Below are 17,151 nucleotides of genomic sequence, written 5' to 3' on the forward strand. Positions count from 1 at the left end.
CGCCCAATGGCACAACGGCCCGGACTTGCGTCGGGGCCGTTGTCGTATCGGGAATCAGGCGGGTCAGGCGCCCACGCGTCCCATCATCAGCTGGGCGCGCAGAAATCCCTTGATCTCTTCCAGCGAAGGTGTCTTGAGGAACACCATGATGCCCCATTGCTGGAGCGCGTCAGCCACGCCGTCGTAGGCCTGGCGGTTCGTGATTACCGCGAAGACCACGTGCTGGCGCGAGAAGAAATTCTGCAGCTTCTCGATCGTTGCCGATTGCGCGTCATTGAGTTCTTCAACGTAGTAAAGCACCACGCGCGGACGTGAATCGACCGACGTGATCACCGTGTCCACCACGTCCTCGAGCACCTGGCTTTTGAGCGGCAACGACCATTTGCCAAGCTGCGCGCTGATGCGCTGTGCTTCCACATGGTTCGGATGGAAGACCAGCAGATCGAGGTCGTGCTCCATCGCCGCGTCGGGCGCGGACCGGCTGGCGAGCAACCGGTGCACCGTTTCCTTGTGGATACGGCGGTGGCCGCCGTTGGTTTTCCAGGCGCCAAGCTCACCCCGTTCGACCATCTTCTGGACGGTGCCCAACGAGACGTTCAGGAGTTTTGCTGCGGTGCGCGTGCTGTAGTATGGCTTTTCAGCCAGTTCTGGATCCAGTTTCATCCAATCACCCGTAGTATCGATCAGCAGCTCGGCGCGCAACGCGCACGCCGTGGCGCCTTCGGACACGCCACGCCGGTTTAATACCGGGCTGTCGAATTTTTACTGACCCTGATGCGTGCGACCCGCTCCCCGGCTGGTCTTTGTTGCTTTTGCATTTGCTACCTGACATGCCACGGCAACAGGATGCCGTGCACGTTTTCGGTGCCTGCAGTCTTGCGCTGCCTGGTACCTGACTACACCCTCAAATCGCATCTCTGCAAAAACGTCACTAGTATGGCCCCTTGATACGCACACGTCACAGCCAGAGTCATGACTGGGGTCACACTTTTGTCGTTTAACGTACGCTGCGCGGATCGCGTGGACAGGTGAGTGCAATGATCATGTTGCGATATGTATCAGACGTTCTTCACATGACGATTGCAGAGACTCCCCGCGTGGTCGCCAGTTCCCATCAAAACGACATTTTGTAAATTGCCACATTCTCATGACGAAAGTCCGTACTTGCGGACCTTGTCGAAAAGAGTGGTCTTGGCAATACCGAGCGACTCGCCGGCGCGTGTCAGATTGCCATCATGGCGGCGCAGTGCGTCTGCTATCAGTGCACGTTCGAACTGTTCTACCGCCTGCGCCAGCGGCAAGGCCGCAGGTGGCGCCATATCGTGTCCGCCTTCGCCTGGCCGGCATCCCAGCCCCAGTACATGGCGCTCGGCGAGGTTGCGCAACTCGCGCACGTTGCCGGGCCACGGGTAGGCCATCAATCCGGCCATCTCGGCTGGCGTGGGCGGAATCGCCTCGCGTTCGAATCGCAGCGCGGCCTGCGCGACGAAGTGCTCGAACAGCAGCGGGATGTCCTCCCGGCGCTCTCGCAACGGCGGAAGCTCCAGCGTGACGACATTGAGACGGTAATAGAGATCGGCGCGGAACTGGCCCACATCGGCCGCCGCGCGCAGATCGGCCTTGGTGGCCGCCACCACGCGCGCGTTGACCTGCACCGCCTGATTCGAGCCCAGCCGCTCCACCACGCGCTCCTGCAACACGCGTAGCAGCTTGATCTGCATCTGCATCGGCATGCTCTCGATTTCGTCGAGAAACAGTGTGCCGCCTTCAGCGTGTTCGATCTTGCCGATGCGGCGTTTGGCCGCACCCGTGAACGCGCCGGCCTCATGGCCGAAGATCTCGGATTCGAACAGTTGCTCGGGCAGCCCGCCGCAATTGATCGGCACGAAATGCCGCGCCCGGCGCGCGCTGGCTTCGTGCAGGCAGCGTGCCACAAGTTCCTTGCCGGTGCCGGTCTCGCCATGAATCAGCACGCTCGCGGTCGTGTTGCCGAGGCCGGTGATCATCTGGCGCAGGCGCTCGATGGCGGGCGAATGACCGATCAGGCGCGCGGAGAGCGATTCCTGCCCCGCCAGCCGGGCTCGCAGGTCTGCCACCTCGAGCGCCAGGCGACGCTTCTCCAGCGCGCGCCGGCAGGTGGCCACGAGCCGTTCTGGCGAGAACGGCTTCTCGATGAAATCGTAGGCGCCCTGTTTCATGGCTTGCACGGCCAGCGTGATATCGCCGTGGCCGGTGATCATGATGACGGGCAGTGCAGCATCGCGCGACGCGAGTTCGCGCAGCAGCGCCATGCCGTCCGATCCCGGCAGATTGATATCGCTGACGACGATGCCCGCGTAGCCCGCATCGACCTCACGCAGCGCAGCTTCGGCGCTGCCGACCGCGCGTGTGGCAATGCCTTCGAGGCGCAGCGCCTGTTCGCAGCCGAGCCGCACGTCGGCGTCGTCCTCGACGATGAGCACGGTCAGCACGGGGCTTGTTGCCTCGGCGTCCAGGGGCGCTTCGATCGGGTTAGCCGACATGGCGAAGTGTCTCGCGCGCCTGCGGCAGCGCCAGCGTGAAGCAGGCGCCGCCATCGGGGTGATTGATCGCGGTCAGGGTGCCGCCGTTCTCGTTGAGGATGCCGGCCGACAGGGTGAGCCCAAGGCCGAGCCCTTCGCCCGCGGGTTTGGTGGTGAAGAACGGTTCGAACAGCTTCGCGAACGCGGCTTCGGAGAGGCCGGGGCCGTTGTCCCGCACCGTCAGATGCACCATGCCGCCGTTTTCGCCGGTTTCGTAGGCGTGCAACGACAGCAGGGGATCGGGGCGGTCGCGCAGCGCGTCGAGCGCATTGCCGATCAGGTTGACCAGCACCTGTTCGAGGCGGTTCGGATCGCAGGCCACGGCCAGGCGCGCGTCGATCTGGCGCTCGATGCGCGGCGCCACGGCCGCCACACGCGTTTCCAGCAGGAACAGCGCATTTTCAACGGCGTCGCCCAGATACGCCACACTGCGCTGGCTGGCCGATGGATTGCGGGCAAACGACTTGAGCGCGCCCGTGATGCGACCCATCCGCTCCACCAGTCCGACGATCTTGTCCAGGTTGTGCTGCACCGTCGCGTAGTCGCCGCGTTCCAGGAACTTGCCCGTGTTGCCGGACAGCGTGCGCAGCGCGGTCAGGGGCTGGTTCAGTTCGTGTGCGATGCCGGCCGACATCTGGCCTACGGCGGCGAGCTTGCCGGCCTGCATCAGGCCGTCCTGGGCCTGGCGCAACACTGTCTCGGTGCGGATCCGTTCGGCCACTTCGGCATGAAGCTGCTGGTTGGTGGCGGACAGGTCGGCGGTGCGCTCGGCCACCTTGCGCTCGAGTTCGCTGTTGGCTGCTTCCAGCGCGGCGCTGTTGAGCGCTGCCACGCGTGCCTGCGAGGTGTTGGTGAGCAGAGTGAGATTCCAGTCCGTGCCGGCCAGCGCCAGATGCTGGGCCAGCATTGGCGGGCCCTGGCGCAGACGCATCAGGGCGTCGCCGCCCTCGGCCGGGCCGGTGCCGAGCGCGCGGACCTTGGACAGTTCCAGTTGCGCCAACGGCGCGCGGTTGTACTGCAGGCTGCGGTCCAGCTTCGCGCGTTGGTCGGCGGAGAGCGGCCGCAAGGCGGCCAGCTTCCATGATGGATCGGAGGCCAGGATCACGACGCCATTCTCGTCGGCCAGCAGCATCTGGCTGTCGTTGCCCTGCCAGCGGTTCTCCAGCGGTTCGAGGCCGATCTTGACCACGGCCACGCCCTGAGGCCGGTCACGGTCGCCGAGCGGCGCGGACAGGTAGTAGCCGGATTCGCTGCGCGTGGTGCCCACGCCGTAGAAGCGCCCGAGCTGGCCGTCGATGGCCGTGCGGAAATAGGGGCGGAAGCTCAGGTCTTCGCCCAGGTAGCTGTCGGGGCGCTGGTAGTTGCTCGTTGCCAGCACCTTGCCGCGGGCGTCGAGCACATAGACCACGCGCGTGCCGGCGCGGATGTTCAGCGATGCCAGATAGGCATTGGCTTGCGCCACGTGCGCGGGATCGCCCGGCTCGCGCAGCAGCCCTTCGATCCGCGCGTCCAGCGACAGCAGGCTCGGCACGTAGTCGTAGCGCGCCAGCTCGCTTTCCAGCGCCTGGGCGTAGAGGCGCAGTTGCACCTGGCCGCGCTCGGCCTGGCGGGCCAGCGCGGTGTCGTACGTATAGCGATAGCCGAGCCACCCGGCCAGCGTGACCAGGGCGGCCAGCGCGAGCAGGGCGACGAACGGCGCGACGCGACGCCATGGCGAGGGCATACCGCCGCCCTCGGACTGGCCGGGAACGGGGATGGATTCAAGGGGGGCAATCATGCGGAATCGGTGATACGGGCGCCAATGAGTGCTGTATAAGGCATTTATCGAATGCTTTCACGCATTCGGGTGATGCGAGCCATCGGCAAGGCGACGTTTTACCACACCCGGCGTTACAGCCGCCAAAAAGCAAAAAAGGCCCGGTTACCTGATCGGCAACCGGGCCCTGGCACGCCTGGGAGCAATGTCTTACTTGCTCGCCAGGACCTGAGCGGGTGTCAGGCCGGTATTGCTGTCCTCGGAGGTGTCTGCCTCCTCGGAGAGTTCCGGCGCGCCGATCGCGCCTTCGCTTTTGGCGACGACGGTCGTGGCAATGGCATTGCCAAGCACATTGGTCACGGTCCGGCCCATATCGAGGATATGGTCGATACCGAGGACGAGCAGGATGCCGGCTTCGGGCAGACCGAACATCGGCAGAACGGCGGCTACCACCACCAGCGAGGCGCGCGGCACGCCGGCGATGCCCTTGCTGGTGACCAGCAGCACCAGCAGCATGGTGATCTGCTGGGTCAGCGAAAGCTGGATCCCGTACACCTGCGCCACGAACAGGGCGGCAAAGGAGGTGTACATGATCGAGCCGTCAAGGTTGAACGAGTAGCCCAGCGGCAGCACGAAGTTCGTGATGCGCGGCTTGACGCCGAAGCGCGTGAGTTGGTCGATCACCTTCGGGTAGGCCGATTCGCTGCTGGCCGTGGCGAAGCCGATCATCAGCGGCGTGCGCAGCGTGCGCATCAGGCGGAAGACGTCACGACCCAGGAAGAAGTAGCCACCCGCGATCAGTGCCAGCCACAGCAGTGCCAGCGCCGCGTACACGCTGCCCAGCAGCTTGGCGTAGACCACCAGCACGCCCAGGCCCTGCGCCGAGATCACGGCGGAGACGGCGCCGAACACGCCCAGCGGCGCGAAGGCCATCACGTAGTTGGTGACCTTGAGCATGATGTGGCCCAGGCCATCGATACCGGCCAGCACGGGCTTGCCCACGCCGTCCTTGAGGGTACCCAGCGCGAAGCCGAAGAACAGCGAGAACACCACGATCTGCAGCACTTCGTTGGTGGCCATCGCTTCCACGAAGCTCTTCGGGAACATGTGGGCGATGAAGTCGCGCAGGTTCAGCGCACCGGTCTTCAGGTTCGACGCGGCGTCGGCGGCCGGCAGCGGCAGGTTCATGCCGTGGCCCGGGGCCAGCAGGTTGGCCATCAGCAAGCCCAGCAGCAGCGACGTGATCGACGCGGCCATGAACCAGGCCATCGCCTTCAGGCCGATGCGGCCGACGGTCTTGCCGTCGCCCATGCTGGCAATGCCGGAAACCAGTGTGGCGAACACCAGCGGGCCGATGATCATCTTGATCATCCGCAGGAACACGTCGGTCAGGATCGACAGGTGATCGGCGATCGACTTCGCGGTTGCGGCGTCCGGCGACATGTTGTGCACGGCAGCGCCGACGAGCACGCCTAGCAGCATCGCGACGAAGATCAGGGTTGGCAGTCGTTTTGTCATCGTGGGTACATCCTCCTTTGTACTGTGGCGGCCCGCGTGTTTCCTCTTGGGGATGGTGCGGCCGCGCTTGTGTGCCCTACGGCGGCGCCTAAATCGCACGAGCCGTGCCAGCCCGGTTGCATCTGGATACAGATGTACGTGGATGAATACAAAGGGATTTTCTGAGTGATGCGTACGCGCCGTTCGGAAATCCGGATGCGGAAGCAAAAACGCCGTTCGGATTTCCGAACGGCGCAGGGGGAGAGGAAGTGCTGGGTGTGCCGCCGAGGGCACCCGAGGACGGGGCAGGCCCGTCAGGTCTCCGCGTTCTCGCAGATCTCCAGGAAAATCTCTATCGGCATGGGGCGGCCGATAGCGTAGCCCTGCGCATAGTCGACGCCAATCGCGCGCAGCACGCACAGCGTGGCTTCGTCCTCGACCCATTCGGCCACCGTGCGCACCCCGAGCCGGTGGCCGATGTCGTTGATCGAGCTGACGATCTCGCGATCCACTACGTTATCGGCCAGGTTGCGGATGAAGCTGCCGTCGATCTTCAGGTAGTCCACCGGGAACTGCTTCAGGTACGCGAACGACGACAGCCCCGAGCCGAAGTCGTCCAGCGCCACGGTGCAGCCGGCGTGGCGCATCTCCTTCAGCAGGCGGCTGGCGGCGGTCATGTTGTGGATCAGCGCGGTTTCGGTGATTTCCAGCAGCAGGCGCTCCGCGGGCAGCATCGAATCTTCCAGCGTGGTGTGCAGGAATGGCAGCAGGAACGGTTCACCGAGCGAGTTGGCAGACAGGTTGATCGACACCACCAGATCCGGCACCCGCGCCAGCCGTTCGCCGAACTGGTGAAGCACGTTGCGGATCACCCAGCGGTCGACATGGCCCATCAGGTCGTAGCGTTCGGCCGCGGGGATAAACGCGCCGGGCATGATCAGCGTGCCCTGTTCATCGACCATCCGCACCAGCACTTCCACGTGGCGCGCGTGCTCCGTCTCGGGCTGCAGCGGTTGGATTTCCTGCACGTACAGGCGGAAGCGGTTGGCCTCCAGCGCCGAGTGAATGCCCGCCGCCACCTCGAGTTCGCGATGGTGGCGCCTGGCATCGCTTTCGTCGCGGCGATAGACCGATACGCGGTTGCGGCCTGCTGCCTTGGCGGCGTAGCAGGCCACGTCGGCACGGCTCATCAACTCGCTGACCGGTGGCGCGTCGGCGTCGATCGCGGCAATGCCGATGCTGGCGCCCACGTCATAGACGCGCCCTTCCCACGGAAAGCGGCGCTCGCGGATCGCGTTGATAACTTTCTGGCAGACCTGTTCGGCGTGGTCGATGCTGCAATCCTTGAGCAGCAGCGCGAACTCGTCGCCCCCGAGGCGCGCCAGCAGATCGTCGGGGCGTACATGGTGGCGGATCACGTAGCCAAGCTCGCGCAGCAGCACGTCCCCGGCCCCGTGGCCGGCCGTGTCGTTGACGATCTTGAAGCGGTCCAGATCGATGAAGCAGAGCGCGGTGCGGTGTCCGAGCAGGCGCGCCTGCTCGCACGCCTCGCGCAGGCGCTTTTCGAACCAGGCCCGGTTGGGCAGCCCGGTCAGGGCGTCGTGGGTGGCCGAGTGGGCCAGTTCGCGCTGCATCGCGCGCGACGAGGTGATGTCCTGGAACACGAGCACCGCGCCCAGCACGCCGCCATCGTTGGTCAGCACTGGCGCGGCGGAGTCCTGCACGTCGTGCCGCTCGCCGGTCAGGCTCTGCAGCACCGCACCTTCCTGCAGGTAGGCGGGGCGCAGCGTTTCCAGGCATTGCTCGACCGGGCTCGGGATCGTGAGTCCGGTGATCTCGTCGACGATGCGGAACACCTGGTCGAGCGGCTGGCCCATCGCGGCATCCAGACTCCAGCCCGTAAGCTGTTCGGCGATCGGGTTCATGAACGTAACGCGCATCACGCGGTCCGTGCAGATCACGGCGTCGCCGATCGAGCGCAGCGTGATCTGCAGCCGTTCCTTCTCCTCGAACAGCGCGCGTGTCAGCGTGCGTTGCTCGGTGATGTCCCAGTTCGTGCCGACCAGCGAGTGGGCGGTGCCGTCCTCGTGGCGCGAGATCATGGCCATGGCGCGCACATGCCGGGTCTCGCCGGCGGGGCGAACGATGCGGTATTCGGTATCGAACCGGCGCGCGCCGCGGATGGCCTGGCGCATCTCCGAACTGACTCGGCTGACATCCTCGGGATGGATCTTCGCGATCCACTCGGCCAGCGAAGGCGGCCCGAGCTCCATATCCGTGCCGTGCAGCGCATACATGCGCGCGTCCCACGTGATGGCCGCCGTATTGAAGTCCCATTCCCAGATGCCGACGCCACCGGCCTCGACGGCAAGCTGTGTGCGGCGGGTCTGTGCCTCGAGTTGTTCCTGGGCCAGCTTGCGCGTGTGAATGTCCTCGATCTGGGCGATGAAATGCCGGGGCTCGCCCGAGTGCTCGTCGCGCACCAGCGAGACCGCCAGCAGCGCCCACAGGTAGTGGCCCTGTTTGTGCCGGTAACGTTTCTCGAGCCGGTATGCGTCGATCTCGCCCGTCAGGAGCCGGTCGAGCTGGCTCAGGTCGGCGGCGAGGTCCTCGGGGTGGGTCATGACCTGGAACGGCAGGTCGCGCAGTTCCTCGGCGCTGTAGCCGAGCAGGTCCATCATCGCGCGATTGACCAGTTGCCACTTGCCATCGAGCCCGACCAATGCCATGCCGATGGCCGAATGTTCGAGCGCCTGCCGGAAGCGGCGTTCGCTACTGCGCAGCTCGGCCCGGCCATTGCGGTTCTGCTCGGTCATGAACGCGATGCAGATCGGGAAGACCAGGATCAGCGCGCCTGACAGCGGCGTGGCACGCGAGGCCAGGAACTGCATGCCGCCCAGATGCGCGATGCCCTCCAGAGCCAGCGCCGACACAAGTGTCAGCAGCGCCGTGGCGAACGGATTGCTGGCCAGCGCCACAATGACCAACGGCAGCGACATCACGACGAACGGCTCATGGCCGGCCACGATCGCGCCCGTGCCGATCGCCATGCACAGCACGAACAGTGCAATCAGGCGGAGCAGCATCGGGCGGCGGAGCGCAGCCTGCACGCGCTCGCGCGAGATCGACACCATAAGCGGCAACAGCATCACCATGCCGATGGCGCCGGCGTTCCACCACGCCCACCACACGCGCGGGAACTGGGTGCCGTATGCGGTGGCCAGCACGGCGGCGCCGGGCACGCCGCTGATGGCCGGCCCGAGCGTGGCCGCCACGCCGATCGTGAGCGCGAAGGTGGCCAGCGGGCCGGTGCGTGCGAGGGTGCCACTGCCGGACATCAGCCGCAGCAGCATGGCCATGCCGCCGATCTCGAGCAGGTTCGCCCCGGCCAGCAGCAGCGCCACGCCAGCCGTGTGGTCGGCCAGCAGGTTGGCGAGGACGTCTGCTGCCAGCATCGACGCGAGCAGTGCCGGCGCTTCCTGTCGGGGGCGGTGCAGCAGCAGGCCCAGCCCGAAGGCGTTGCCCATCCACAGCATGGCGCCGGTGCCGGGCTGCCGGCCCAGCCAGATCCCCGCTGTCGCCAGCGCGAAGTAGCCCACGGCGGCCAGCAGCAGGCCCCAGCGGGCAGCCGGCACAGGTATTGGGAGGGTGGAACGGGTCGCGGCCGTCTCAGGCGTCATCTTTCTCGCTATCCGGGGGCGCAGGCGCCGGGCATTGCCGGTATGGGTGCGATGGTCGGACCCTGCCCAGCGTATGGCGCACTTTATTCCCGCCGGGTGGAATCCAAGCGGAAATAAAGAGGGTTTGCCGAGGCTTTGTTTGGGGTGGCGTCCGCGGCGGAAGTTTGGTATGGGCGCGAATTGCGGCGATTACCTCATGCGTAATCGCATCGCTTCGGGCGGGCGACGATCATGCAGACATACCGCATCACAACCCGCAGACATCAAGGAGCGCAACATGACCGAAATCGCCGCCAACATCGCCAACGTCGCCCTGACCGATCTGGCCGACCGCTATCTCGCCGCCTGGAACGAAACCGACGCAGCCCGTCGCCGCGACCTGATTGGCCGCGCCTGGACCGAGTCAGCGGTCTACGTCGATCCGCTGATGCGCGGCGAGGGCCACGCGGGCATCGACGCGATGATCGCCGGAGTGCAAGCCCGCTTCCCCGGCTTCCAGTTCCGCCGCGTCACGCCGGTGGACGCGCATGGCGAGCACATGCGTTTCACCTGGGAACTGGGCCCAGCCGGCGAAGCCGCGCTGGTGGTCGGCACCGACTTTGCGACGGTTTCGGCCGACGGGCGGCTCAAGGGCATGACCGGCTTCATCGACCGGGCGCCGGCCGGGCTGGCCGGGTGAGCGAGTCATCCCGCTGACGCGCTTCCCTTTCCCATCCTTTCCATCATTGGGAGAGGGGAGCAACTTCCCCCACTCGCCACCATCCCGCTTCGTCTGTACCATCGCGCACGGAACATCCGGCACGCAGCCGCTCCAATCAGCCCGGCGGCTTCAGAGGGGGGTACCGATGGACGTCAAACGTTTCTACCGGATTGCCAGTTCGGCGGCGGTCGCATTCATCGTATTCGTGGTGATCGCGGTGGGCAGCACGTACTGGTGGGGCGGGCGCAAGCTCGTGCGCAAGATCGACGTGGCGGTGCAGCCGGTGACCTTCCCGACGGATGCCGGGGCGGTTGAGCACGGCAAGTACCTCTACGAATCGCGCGGATGCATGGATTGCCACGGTGCCAACGGCGCGGGCAAACAGGTGTTTGACGAAGCCAATGGCCTGCGCGTGCGTGCTCCCGACATCACGCGGGGCAACTCCGACATCGAAAAATATCAGCTGCGTGACTGGGATCTGGCGATCCGTCACGGCGTGGCGCCTTCCGGGCGTCCGCTGCTGATCATGCCGAGTGAGGACTACAACCGGCTTTCCGATAGCGACTTCGGGGCGCTCGTTGCCTACGTCCGCAGCCTTCCTGCCGGGGGCGGCCAGCCGGCCGACATCCGTCTGCCGTGGTTCATCCAGGGCCTGTACGGCGCCGGGGTGGTCAAGGATGCGGCCGAGAAGATCGACCACAGCCTGCCACCGTCGCCACCGATCGCGGCTGCCGTGAATGCGCAGTACGGCGCCTACGTCGCCAATTCCTGCAAGGGGTGCCACGGCGCCACGCTGCGTGGCGGTAACATCCCCGGGGCGCCGCCCGACTGGCCGGCCGCCGCCGACCTGCGCCCGTCCGGCGCGATGAAGACGTATCCGCAGGCGGACCAGTTCGTCGCCATGATGCGCAGCGGCAAACGGCCCGATGGCAGCGAGGTGAGCCGCGTGATGCCGTTCGGCGCGTTCGCGAAGATGAACGATACCGATCTCAATGCGCTGTATCTGTTCCTCGCCGGGAAATAATCCCGCTTTCGGTGCGCGCTGCCCGGTGTGAGCGGCGCTGCGCAAGTTTTTTCCGTTTGCACTATGCTCCTCGGGTCTGCCGGCCTGGCCAGCCCCCGTGTCGCCAGGCCCGGCGGTAGATCGAACAACCGACTGGGCAATGCACCCAAGGAGTTTCCCCCGATGACTTCCCTCACCATCAACGGCAAGACCGTGGAGGTGGACGCCGATCCGTCCACGCCGCTGCTGTGGGCCCTGCGCGATAACCTCGGCATGACTGGCACCAAGTTCGGCTGCGGCATGGCCTCGTGCGGCGCCTGCACGGTCCATATCAACGGCACGGCCACGCGTAGCTGCGTGATGCCGATTTCCGGCACCGCCGGCAGCAAGATCACCACGATCGAGGCGATGGGCGACGACAAGGTCGGCCGCGCAGTGCTGGCCGCCTGGCTCAAGCACGACGTCGCGCAATGCGGCTACTGCCAGAACGGCCAGGTCATGAGCGCGGTGGGTCTGCTGCGCAGCAAACCACGGCCGACTGACGCCGACATCGACCAGGCCATGGCCGGCAACGTCTGCCGCTGTGGCACCTATCAACGGATTCGCGCGGCCATCAAGGACGCAGCGCACGCCATCGCCTGAGGAGCCAACATGCGAATTCGTGGGATTGAAGCACTGGCCGGCGGCAGCGGCGCAGCGGTGAAAACTGGCGATGCCGTGGCGCCGCTGACGCGCCGTGGCTTCCTCAAACTGACCGGCATGGCCGGTGGCGGGCTGGCGCTCGGCATCGGTAGCGTCGTGGAATCGGCCCATGCGCAGGGTGCGGCCAAGCCGGCTTCCTCGCCGCAGGCCTTTCTGCAGATCGCGCCGGACAACACCGTGACGGTTGCCGTGAACCGGCTCGAATTCGGCCAGGGCGTGCACACCGCGCTGCCGATGGCGCTGGCCGAGGAGCTCGACGTCGACTGGAAGAACGTGCGCGCGATCCTGGCGCCGGCAGGCGATCCTTACAAGGACCCGATGTTCGGCATCCAGATGACCGGCGGCTCCACGGCGGTCAATCATTCGTTCGAACAGTACCGCGAGCTGGGCGCGCGGGCGCGCGCGATGCTGATCGCCGCGGCGGCCCAGCAGTGGAAGGTGGACCCGGCAAGCTGCGCGACGTCGCTCGGCGTGGTGACTTCGGGCGCCAACCGCGCCACGTATGGCGAATTGGCGCAGGCCGCCATGGCGCAGCCGGTGCCGGCGCAGGTCAAGCTCAAGGACCCGGCGCAGTTCCGCATCGTCGGCAAGCCGACGCCGCGCCTGGATGCCGCTTCCAAGCTGCATGGCGATGGCGTGTTCGGGCTGGACGTGAAGCTCAAGGATATGAAGGTGGCCGTGGTGGCCCATCCGCCGCGCTTCGGTGGCAAGGTCAAGTCGTTCAATGCGGACAAGGCGCGCAAGATCAAGGGCGTGGCCGATGTCTTCCTGGTGCCCGTCGATCGTGGTGGCACCGGCGTGGCGGTGGTGGCCGATGGCTACTGGCCGGCGAAGACCGCGCGCGAGGCACTGGAAATCGTCTGGGAAGACGCAGGCTCGAAGGTCAGTTCGGCGGCGCTGTTCGATGAGTACAGCAAGCTGGCCGCGCAGCCGGGCACCGTGGCCAGGGCGCTGGAAGGCGGCAACATCGACACGGCGCTGTCCGGCGCCGCGAAGGTGATCGAGGCCGAGTACCGCGTGCCGTACCTGGCCCATGCGCCGATGGAACCGTTGAACTGCACGATGCAGGCCGAGATCGCCGCGAACAAGGCCACGGCCGTCAAGGTGTGGGTGGGCTCGCAGTTCCAGACCATCGACCAGGCCGCGATCGCCCGCACGCTGGGGCTCACGCCGGACAAGGTCACGCTCAACACGATGATGGCGGGCGGCGGCTTCGGACGCCGTGCCGTACCGACTTCCGACTATCTGGTGGAATCGGCCAACGTGATGCGTAGCTGGATCGCCGCTGGCCACACCGAACCGCTCAAGGTGATGTGGAGCCGTGAGGACGACATCAAGGGTGGCTACTACCGTCCGCTGCACGTGCACCGCGCGCGCGTCGGTGTGGACGCGCAAGGCAAGGTGGTGGGTTGGCAGCATACGATCGTCGGCCAGTCGATCATCACCGGCACGCCGTTCGAGCCGATGATGGTCAAGAACGGCGTCGATGCGACCATGGTCGAGGGCATCATCGAAAACGACTACGGCCTGCCGCTGCAGCTGAACGTGCATCACCCGAAGACCGATGTGCCCGTACTCTGGTGGCGCTCCGTGGGCAACACGCACACGGCGTTCGTCAAGGAAACGCTGGCCGACGAGATGGCCACTGCCGCCAAGCAGGACCCCGTGGCATGGCGCATGGCGCGGCTCGACGAGAAGGCGCACGCACGTCATCGCGCGGCGCTCCAGCTTGCCGTGGACAAGTCGGGCTACGGCAAGAAGAAATTGCCCAAGGGACACGCCTGGGGCGTGGCCGTGCATGAATCGTTCGGCTCGGTGGTGGCGTACGTGGTCGACGTGTCGATCGAGAAGGGCCAGCCGAAGGTGCACCGCGTCACGGCGGGTGTGCATGCCAACCGCGTGGTCAACCCGCTGACCGCGGAAGCCCAGGTCCAGGGCGGCTGCGTGTTCGGCATATCGATGACCAAGCCCGGGTTTGCGATCGAGATCGAGAACGGCGTGGTGAAGAACAGCAACTTCCCCGACTATCCGCCTCCCCGCATTACCGATGCGCCAGTGGTGGACGTGTTCTTCGTGCCGTCGAACGACAACCCGACCGGGCTCGGCGAGCCGGGCGTTCCGGCGATCTCGCCGGCGATCGCCAACGCGCTGTTCCGGCTGACGGGCAAGCGTCAGCGTCAGATGCCGTTTGTGCTGACCTGAGCGTTTGCGCGTTTGCGTGTTTGCGTTAAGGTGGGTTTGCGCCCCCGCTCCTACAAATGGGAGCGGGGGCGCACAACACGAGCAATCCCACGGCTCCTAGCGTTCCACTCCCCCTTCCGCATTCCTCCACGCCTGCACGAACGCGCGCAGGTCGCCGGCCGAGGCATCGGTCACGGCCCAGTAGCGCATGCCGTGCGCGCTCCAGGTTTCGATCTGGTAGCCCTGGCGTTCCCGTTCCCCCAGTGCCCCCGAGTTGTTGCCCGGTATGACGAACACGTCGATCGGATGCTGGTTGCGCCGGTAGACGATGACCGCCACACGCTGACCGTCGACGTAATCGAGCCGTCCGCCTACCAGCGGAAATCCTGCCGCGCCCAGGTCGCGCACGTCGGGCGCGTAGTCGATGCGGCCGTTGAACCAGGGTTTGACCGTGTGCTGGTCCGACGACACGACGTCGATCGCGCGATTCGAGATCAGGCCACGCACGTGGCTGGCGACGATCGCGTTCGCGGTCAGGTCACCCTCCGACGGCTGCTGATTGAACTGGAACAGGCTCAGTCCTACGGCCGCAGCCGTGATCGTGGCCAGTGCGGCGTTGACGGCGGGCGACCATGTGAACCAACTGCGCCAGCCCGCGGGCTCGGCAGCGCCAGAGTCGACAAATCCGGGCTCGGCGGGGGCGGGTAGCGATGCCAGGATGCGCGCGCGCAGATCGGCTGGCGCGCGATGGTATGCCGCGCCATGACGGGTGGCCGCGCGCAGTGCCTGCAGGTTGCGCAGGCTGTCGACGCACGACTCGCAATCCTCGAGGTGGCGTTCCAGACGCACGCTGTCGGCCGCGCCGACTTCGCCATCGGCGCAGGCCTGCAGCAGGTTGCGGGCGTCATTGCAGTCCATGGCGGGTGCCTCCTGCGGGTTGAACGATATCGGCCGGGGCGTTGGCGGTGTTGGGGGCGTCGGGATGTGCCAGCCGTACCGCGCCTTCGTCGCGCACGGCCACGACGGCGGCGGCCAGCATTCGCCTGCCACGTGCCAGCCGCGACATCACGGTGCCGACCGGAATATCGGCGATGCGTGCGATGTCGCGGTAATGCAGTTCCTCCAGTTCGCGCAGCACCAGTACCTCCCGAAACACGACCGGCAGTCGCTCCAGCGCGGCATGCACCAGTCGCACATCCTCGTCGCGCACCAGCCATTGCTCCGGGTCGCCGGGCCCGCCATGCCAGTCGGGTAGTTCACCCGGCGGCGCGGCTTCGTCGTACTCCACCTCGGCCGCCGCCTTGCGCTTCTGCCACGTGGTGAACCACGTGTTGCGCACGATGGCCAGCAGCCAGGGCCGGGGCTGGTCGCCGCGGAAGCTGCCGAACAGCCGGAACGCGCGCAGGAATGCTTCCTGCACCACGTCATCGGCATCGCCCGGATTGCCGCATAACCAGCGGGCGAGGTTGTAGGCGGCGTCCAGATGCGGCAGCACCAGGTCGTCGAAGCGGCGGCGCGTGTTGGCGGCGTCCAAGTCAGTCCTTGCGTGTCGGCTGGTCGAAATGGCATAGCGGCATGAGTGCGTCTCCCCCGTTATACCGGCGCTGGGCCGATTCTATTCCCGGCGCTTGTCCGGCGCCAATGGTGTTCTCACCACTCCCGTGTGGCGGCGCGGTGGTGGTGTGGTGGTGGTGCATCAGAATTCCACGGCCCCGGGAATAAACCCCGAGCACCTCCGGTATGACAGTCACCACCCACAGAACGAAGGAGGCTGTCATGCACGGAAACTGGAGTCGGCGCGACATATTGCGCCTGGCGGGCGCGGCAGGCGGTGCCGTGGTCGCATCGGCGCTGCCCGGCTGGGCGGCGGGGCGTGACGAGGACTTTGTGTTCGTGCAATTGTCCGATTCGCACTGGGGGTTCGAAGGGCCGCCGAATCCGGACGCGCGCGGCACGTTGCCGAAGGCCGTGGCGGCCGTCAACGCATTGCCGAGCCAGCCCGATTTCATCATGTTCACGGGCGACCTGACGCATTCCACCGACGATCCGGCCGAGCGCCGCCGCCGCATGACGGAGGTACGCGACATCATCGCGCCGCTGCGTGCGGGCGCGGTGCACCTGATGCCGGGCGAGCACGATGCCAGCCTGGACGCGGGCGAGGCATTCCGCGAGCTGTTCGGGCCCACGCACTACACCTTCGATCACAAGGGCCTGCACGCCATCGTGCTCGACAACGTGTCCGATCCGGCCGGCATGGTGGGCGAGGCGCAGCGCAAGTGGCTGGCCGACGACCTGGCGAAGCAGTCGCGCGACGCGCGCATCGTCGTGTTCACGCACCGGCCGCTGTTCGATCTCTATCCACAGTGGGATTGGGCCACGCGCGATGGCGCGCAGGTCATCGACATCCTGATGCCGTACCGCAACGTCACGGTGTTCTACGGCCATATCCACCAGGAGCATCACCATATGACCGGCCACATCGCGCACCATGCGGCGCGCTCGCTGATGTTTCCGCTGCCGGCCGCCGGGTCGCAGCCGAAGCGCTTGCCCATTCCATGGGATGCCGCGCATCCGTATCAGGGTCTGGGTTGGCGTCAGGTGACGGCTACACCGTCGCCTGACGGATTCCGGCTGGGTGAGGTCTCCGTCAACGGGAGCAAGGCATGAACACCGCCAACGCAAGCCGTCGCACGCTGCTGGGCTGGATGCTGGCCGCCGCGGTGGTGCCCGTGGTGTCGGTGGTGAGTCGGAGTGATGCCGCGGCGCCGCGCGTGATCCCGATGCGCGCGCGGCGCTTCGTGTTCATCCCAGATCGCGTGAAGCTCAAGGCGGGTGAGACCGTGGTGCTGTCGATCACGGCGGAAGACGTGGTGATGGGATTCTCCGCGCCCGACTTCGACGTCCGTGCGGACCTGCCGCCCGGCCAGGCGATCAAGGTGACGCTGACGGCGGGCAAGCCCGGCAGCTATGGCTTTCTGTGCGACATCTTCTGCGGGTCGGGGCACGAGAACATGAGCGGCCTCATCGAGGTGACGTAGAGACGCCATCAAAATGGTTCTGGCGTCTCTCCG

Annotated in this window: 13 protein-coding genes; 6 read left to right on the forward strand and 7 right to left on the reverse strand. The window is 66.3% G+C overall.

The features are described 5' to 3' along the window. Positions 1–63: 63 nt before the first annotated feature. The 5 genes from RMET_RS02965 to RMET_RS02985 all read right to left on the reverse strand — a co-directional run bounded on the left by RMET_RS02965 (position 64) and on the right by RMET_RS02985 (position 9,494). Positions 64–663: a helix-turn-helix domain-containing protein gene (locus tag RMET_RS02965; protein ID WP_011515447.1), complete on the reverse strand. Its 600-nt coding sequence runs from the start codon at positions 661–663 to the stop codon at positions 64–66. Positions 664–1,145: 482 nt separating this feature from the next. After that, positions 1,146–2,522 (reverse strand): sigma-54-dependent transcriptional regulator, encoded by a 1,377-nt coding sequence (locus RMET_RS02970; RefSeq protein WP_011515448.1) that lies wholly within the window; start codon positions 2,520–2,522, stop codon positions 1,146–1,148. Next, positions 2,512–4,284, reverse strand: coding sequence for a sensor histidine kinase (locus tag RMET_RS02975; RefSeq protein ID WP_011515449.1), 1,773 nt, complete (start codon positions 4,282–4,284; stop codon positions 2,512–2,514). Before RMET_RS02975 ends, RMET_RS02970 begins: the two co-directional genes overlap by 11 nt. Positions 4,285–4,527: 243 nt before the next feature. Beyond that, positions 4,528–5,835, reverse strand: coding sequence for a dicarboxylate/amino acid:cation symporter (locus RMET_RS02980; protein WP_011515450.1), 1,308 nt, complete (start codon positions 5,833–5,835; stop codon positions 4,528–4,530). A gap of 293 nt (positions 5,836–6,128) precedes the next feature. Beyond that, positions 6,129–9,494, reverse strand: a complete 3,366-nt coding sequence (locus RMET_RS02985) for a diguanylate cyclase (RefSeq protein ID WP_011515451.1) — start codon at positions 9,492–9,494, stop codon at positions 6,129–6,131. A 277-nt stretch (positions 9,495–9,771) separates the two neighbouring features. Here RMET_RS02985 and RMET_RS02990 point away from each other — a divergent pair, with 277 nt between their 5' ends. The 4 genes from RMET_RS02990 (at position 9,772) to RMET_RS03005 (ending at position 14,101) form a co-directional block, all read left to right on the forward strand. After that, positions 9,772–10,173 (forward strand): nuclear transport factor 2 family protein, encoded by a 402-nt coding sequence (locus RMET_RS02990; RefSeq protein ID WP_011515452.1) that lies wholly within the window; start codon positions 9,772–9,774, stop codon positions 10,171–10,173. 166 nt (positions 10,174–10,339) lie between these two features. Further along, positions 10,340–11,218 (forward strand): c-type cytochrome, encoded by an 879-nt coding sequence (locus RMET_RS02995; RefSeq protein WP_011515453.1) that lies wholly within the window; start codon positions 10,340–10,342, stop codon positions 11,216–11,218. 162 nt (positions 11,219–11,380) lie between these two features. Further along, entirely contained in the window at positions 11,381–11,839 is a 459-nt protein-coding gene (locus RMET_RS03000) for a (2Fe-2S)-binding protein (RefSeq protein WP_008643561.1), read from the forward strand. A gap of 9 nt (positions 11,840–11,848) precedes the next feature. Then, positions 11,849–14,101: a xanthine dehydrogenase family protein molybdopterin-binding subunit gene (locus RMET_RS03005; protein ID WP_011515454.1), complete on the forward strand. Its 2,253-nt coding sequence runs from the start codon at positions 11,849–11,851 to the stop codon at positions 14,099–14,101. Positions 14,102–14,197: 96 nt separating this feature from the next. On the opposite strand, the gene RMET_RS03010 is transcribed toward RMET_RS03005, so the two are convergent. Together RMET_RS03010 and RMET_RS03015 are read right to left on the reverse strand one after the other, a co-directional pair. Continuing rightward, positions 14,198–14,998, reverse strand: coding sequence for an anti-sigma factor family protein (locus RMET_RS03010; RefSeq protein WP_011515455.1), 801 nt, complete (start codon positions 14,996–14,998; stop codon positions 14,198–14,200). Beyond that, on the reverse strand, positions 14,985–15,614 hold the full coding sequence (locus RMET_RS03015; protein ID WP_011515456.1) for an RNA polymerase sigma factor: 630 nt from the start codon (positions 15,612–15,614) through the stop codon (positions 14,985–14,987). The genes RMET_RS03010 and RMET_RS03015 overlap by 14 nt, the downstream gene beginning before the upstream one ends. Before the next feature lie 242 nt (positions 15,615–15,856). Between RMET_RS03015 and RMET_RS03025 the strand changes: the two genes are divergently transcribed. Together RMET_RS03025 and RMET_RS03030 are read left to right on the forward strand one after the other, a co-directional pair. Then, a complete protein-coding gene (locus tag RMET_RS03025; protein WP_011515457.1) occupies positions 15,857–16,747 on the forward strand; it encodes a metallophosphoesterase family protein in 891 nt (296 codons plus the stop codon). After that, positions 16,744–17,118, forward strand: coding sequence for a cupredoxin domain-containing protein (locus RMET_RS03030; RefSeq protein WP_011515458.1), 375 nt, complete (start codon positions 16,744–16,746; stop codon positions 17,116–17,118). Before RMET_RS03025 ends, RMET_RS03030 begins: the two co-directional genes overlap by 4 nt. Positions 17,119–17,151 lie beyond the last annotated feature (33 nt).

The organism is Cupriavidus metallidurans CH34 (genome assembly GCF_000196015.1).
GTDB classification, from domain to species: Bacteria; Pseudomonadota; Gammaproteobacteria; order Burkholderiales; family Burkholderiaceae; genus Cupriavidus; species Cupriavidus metallidurans.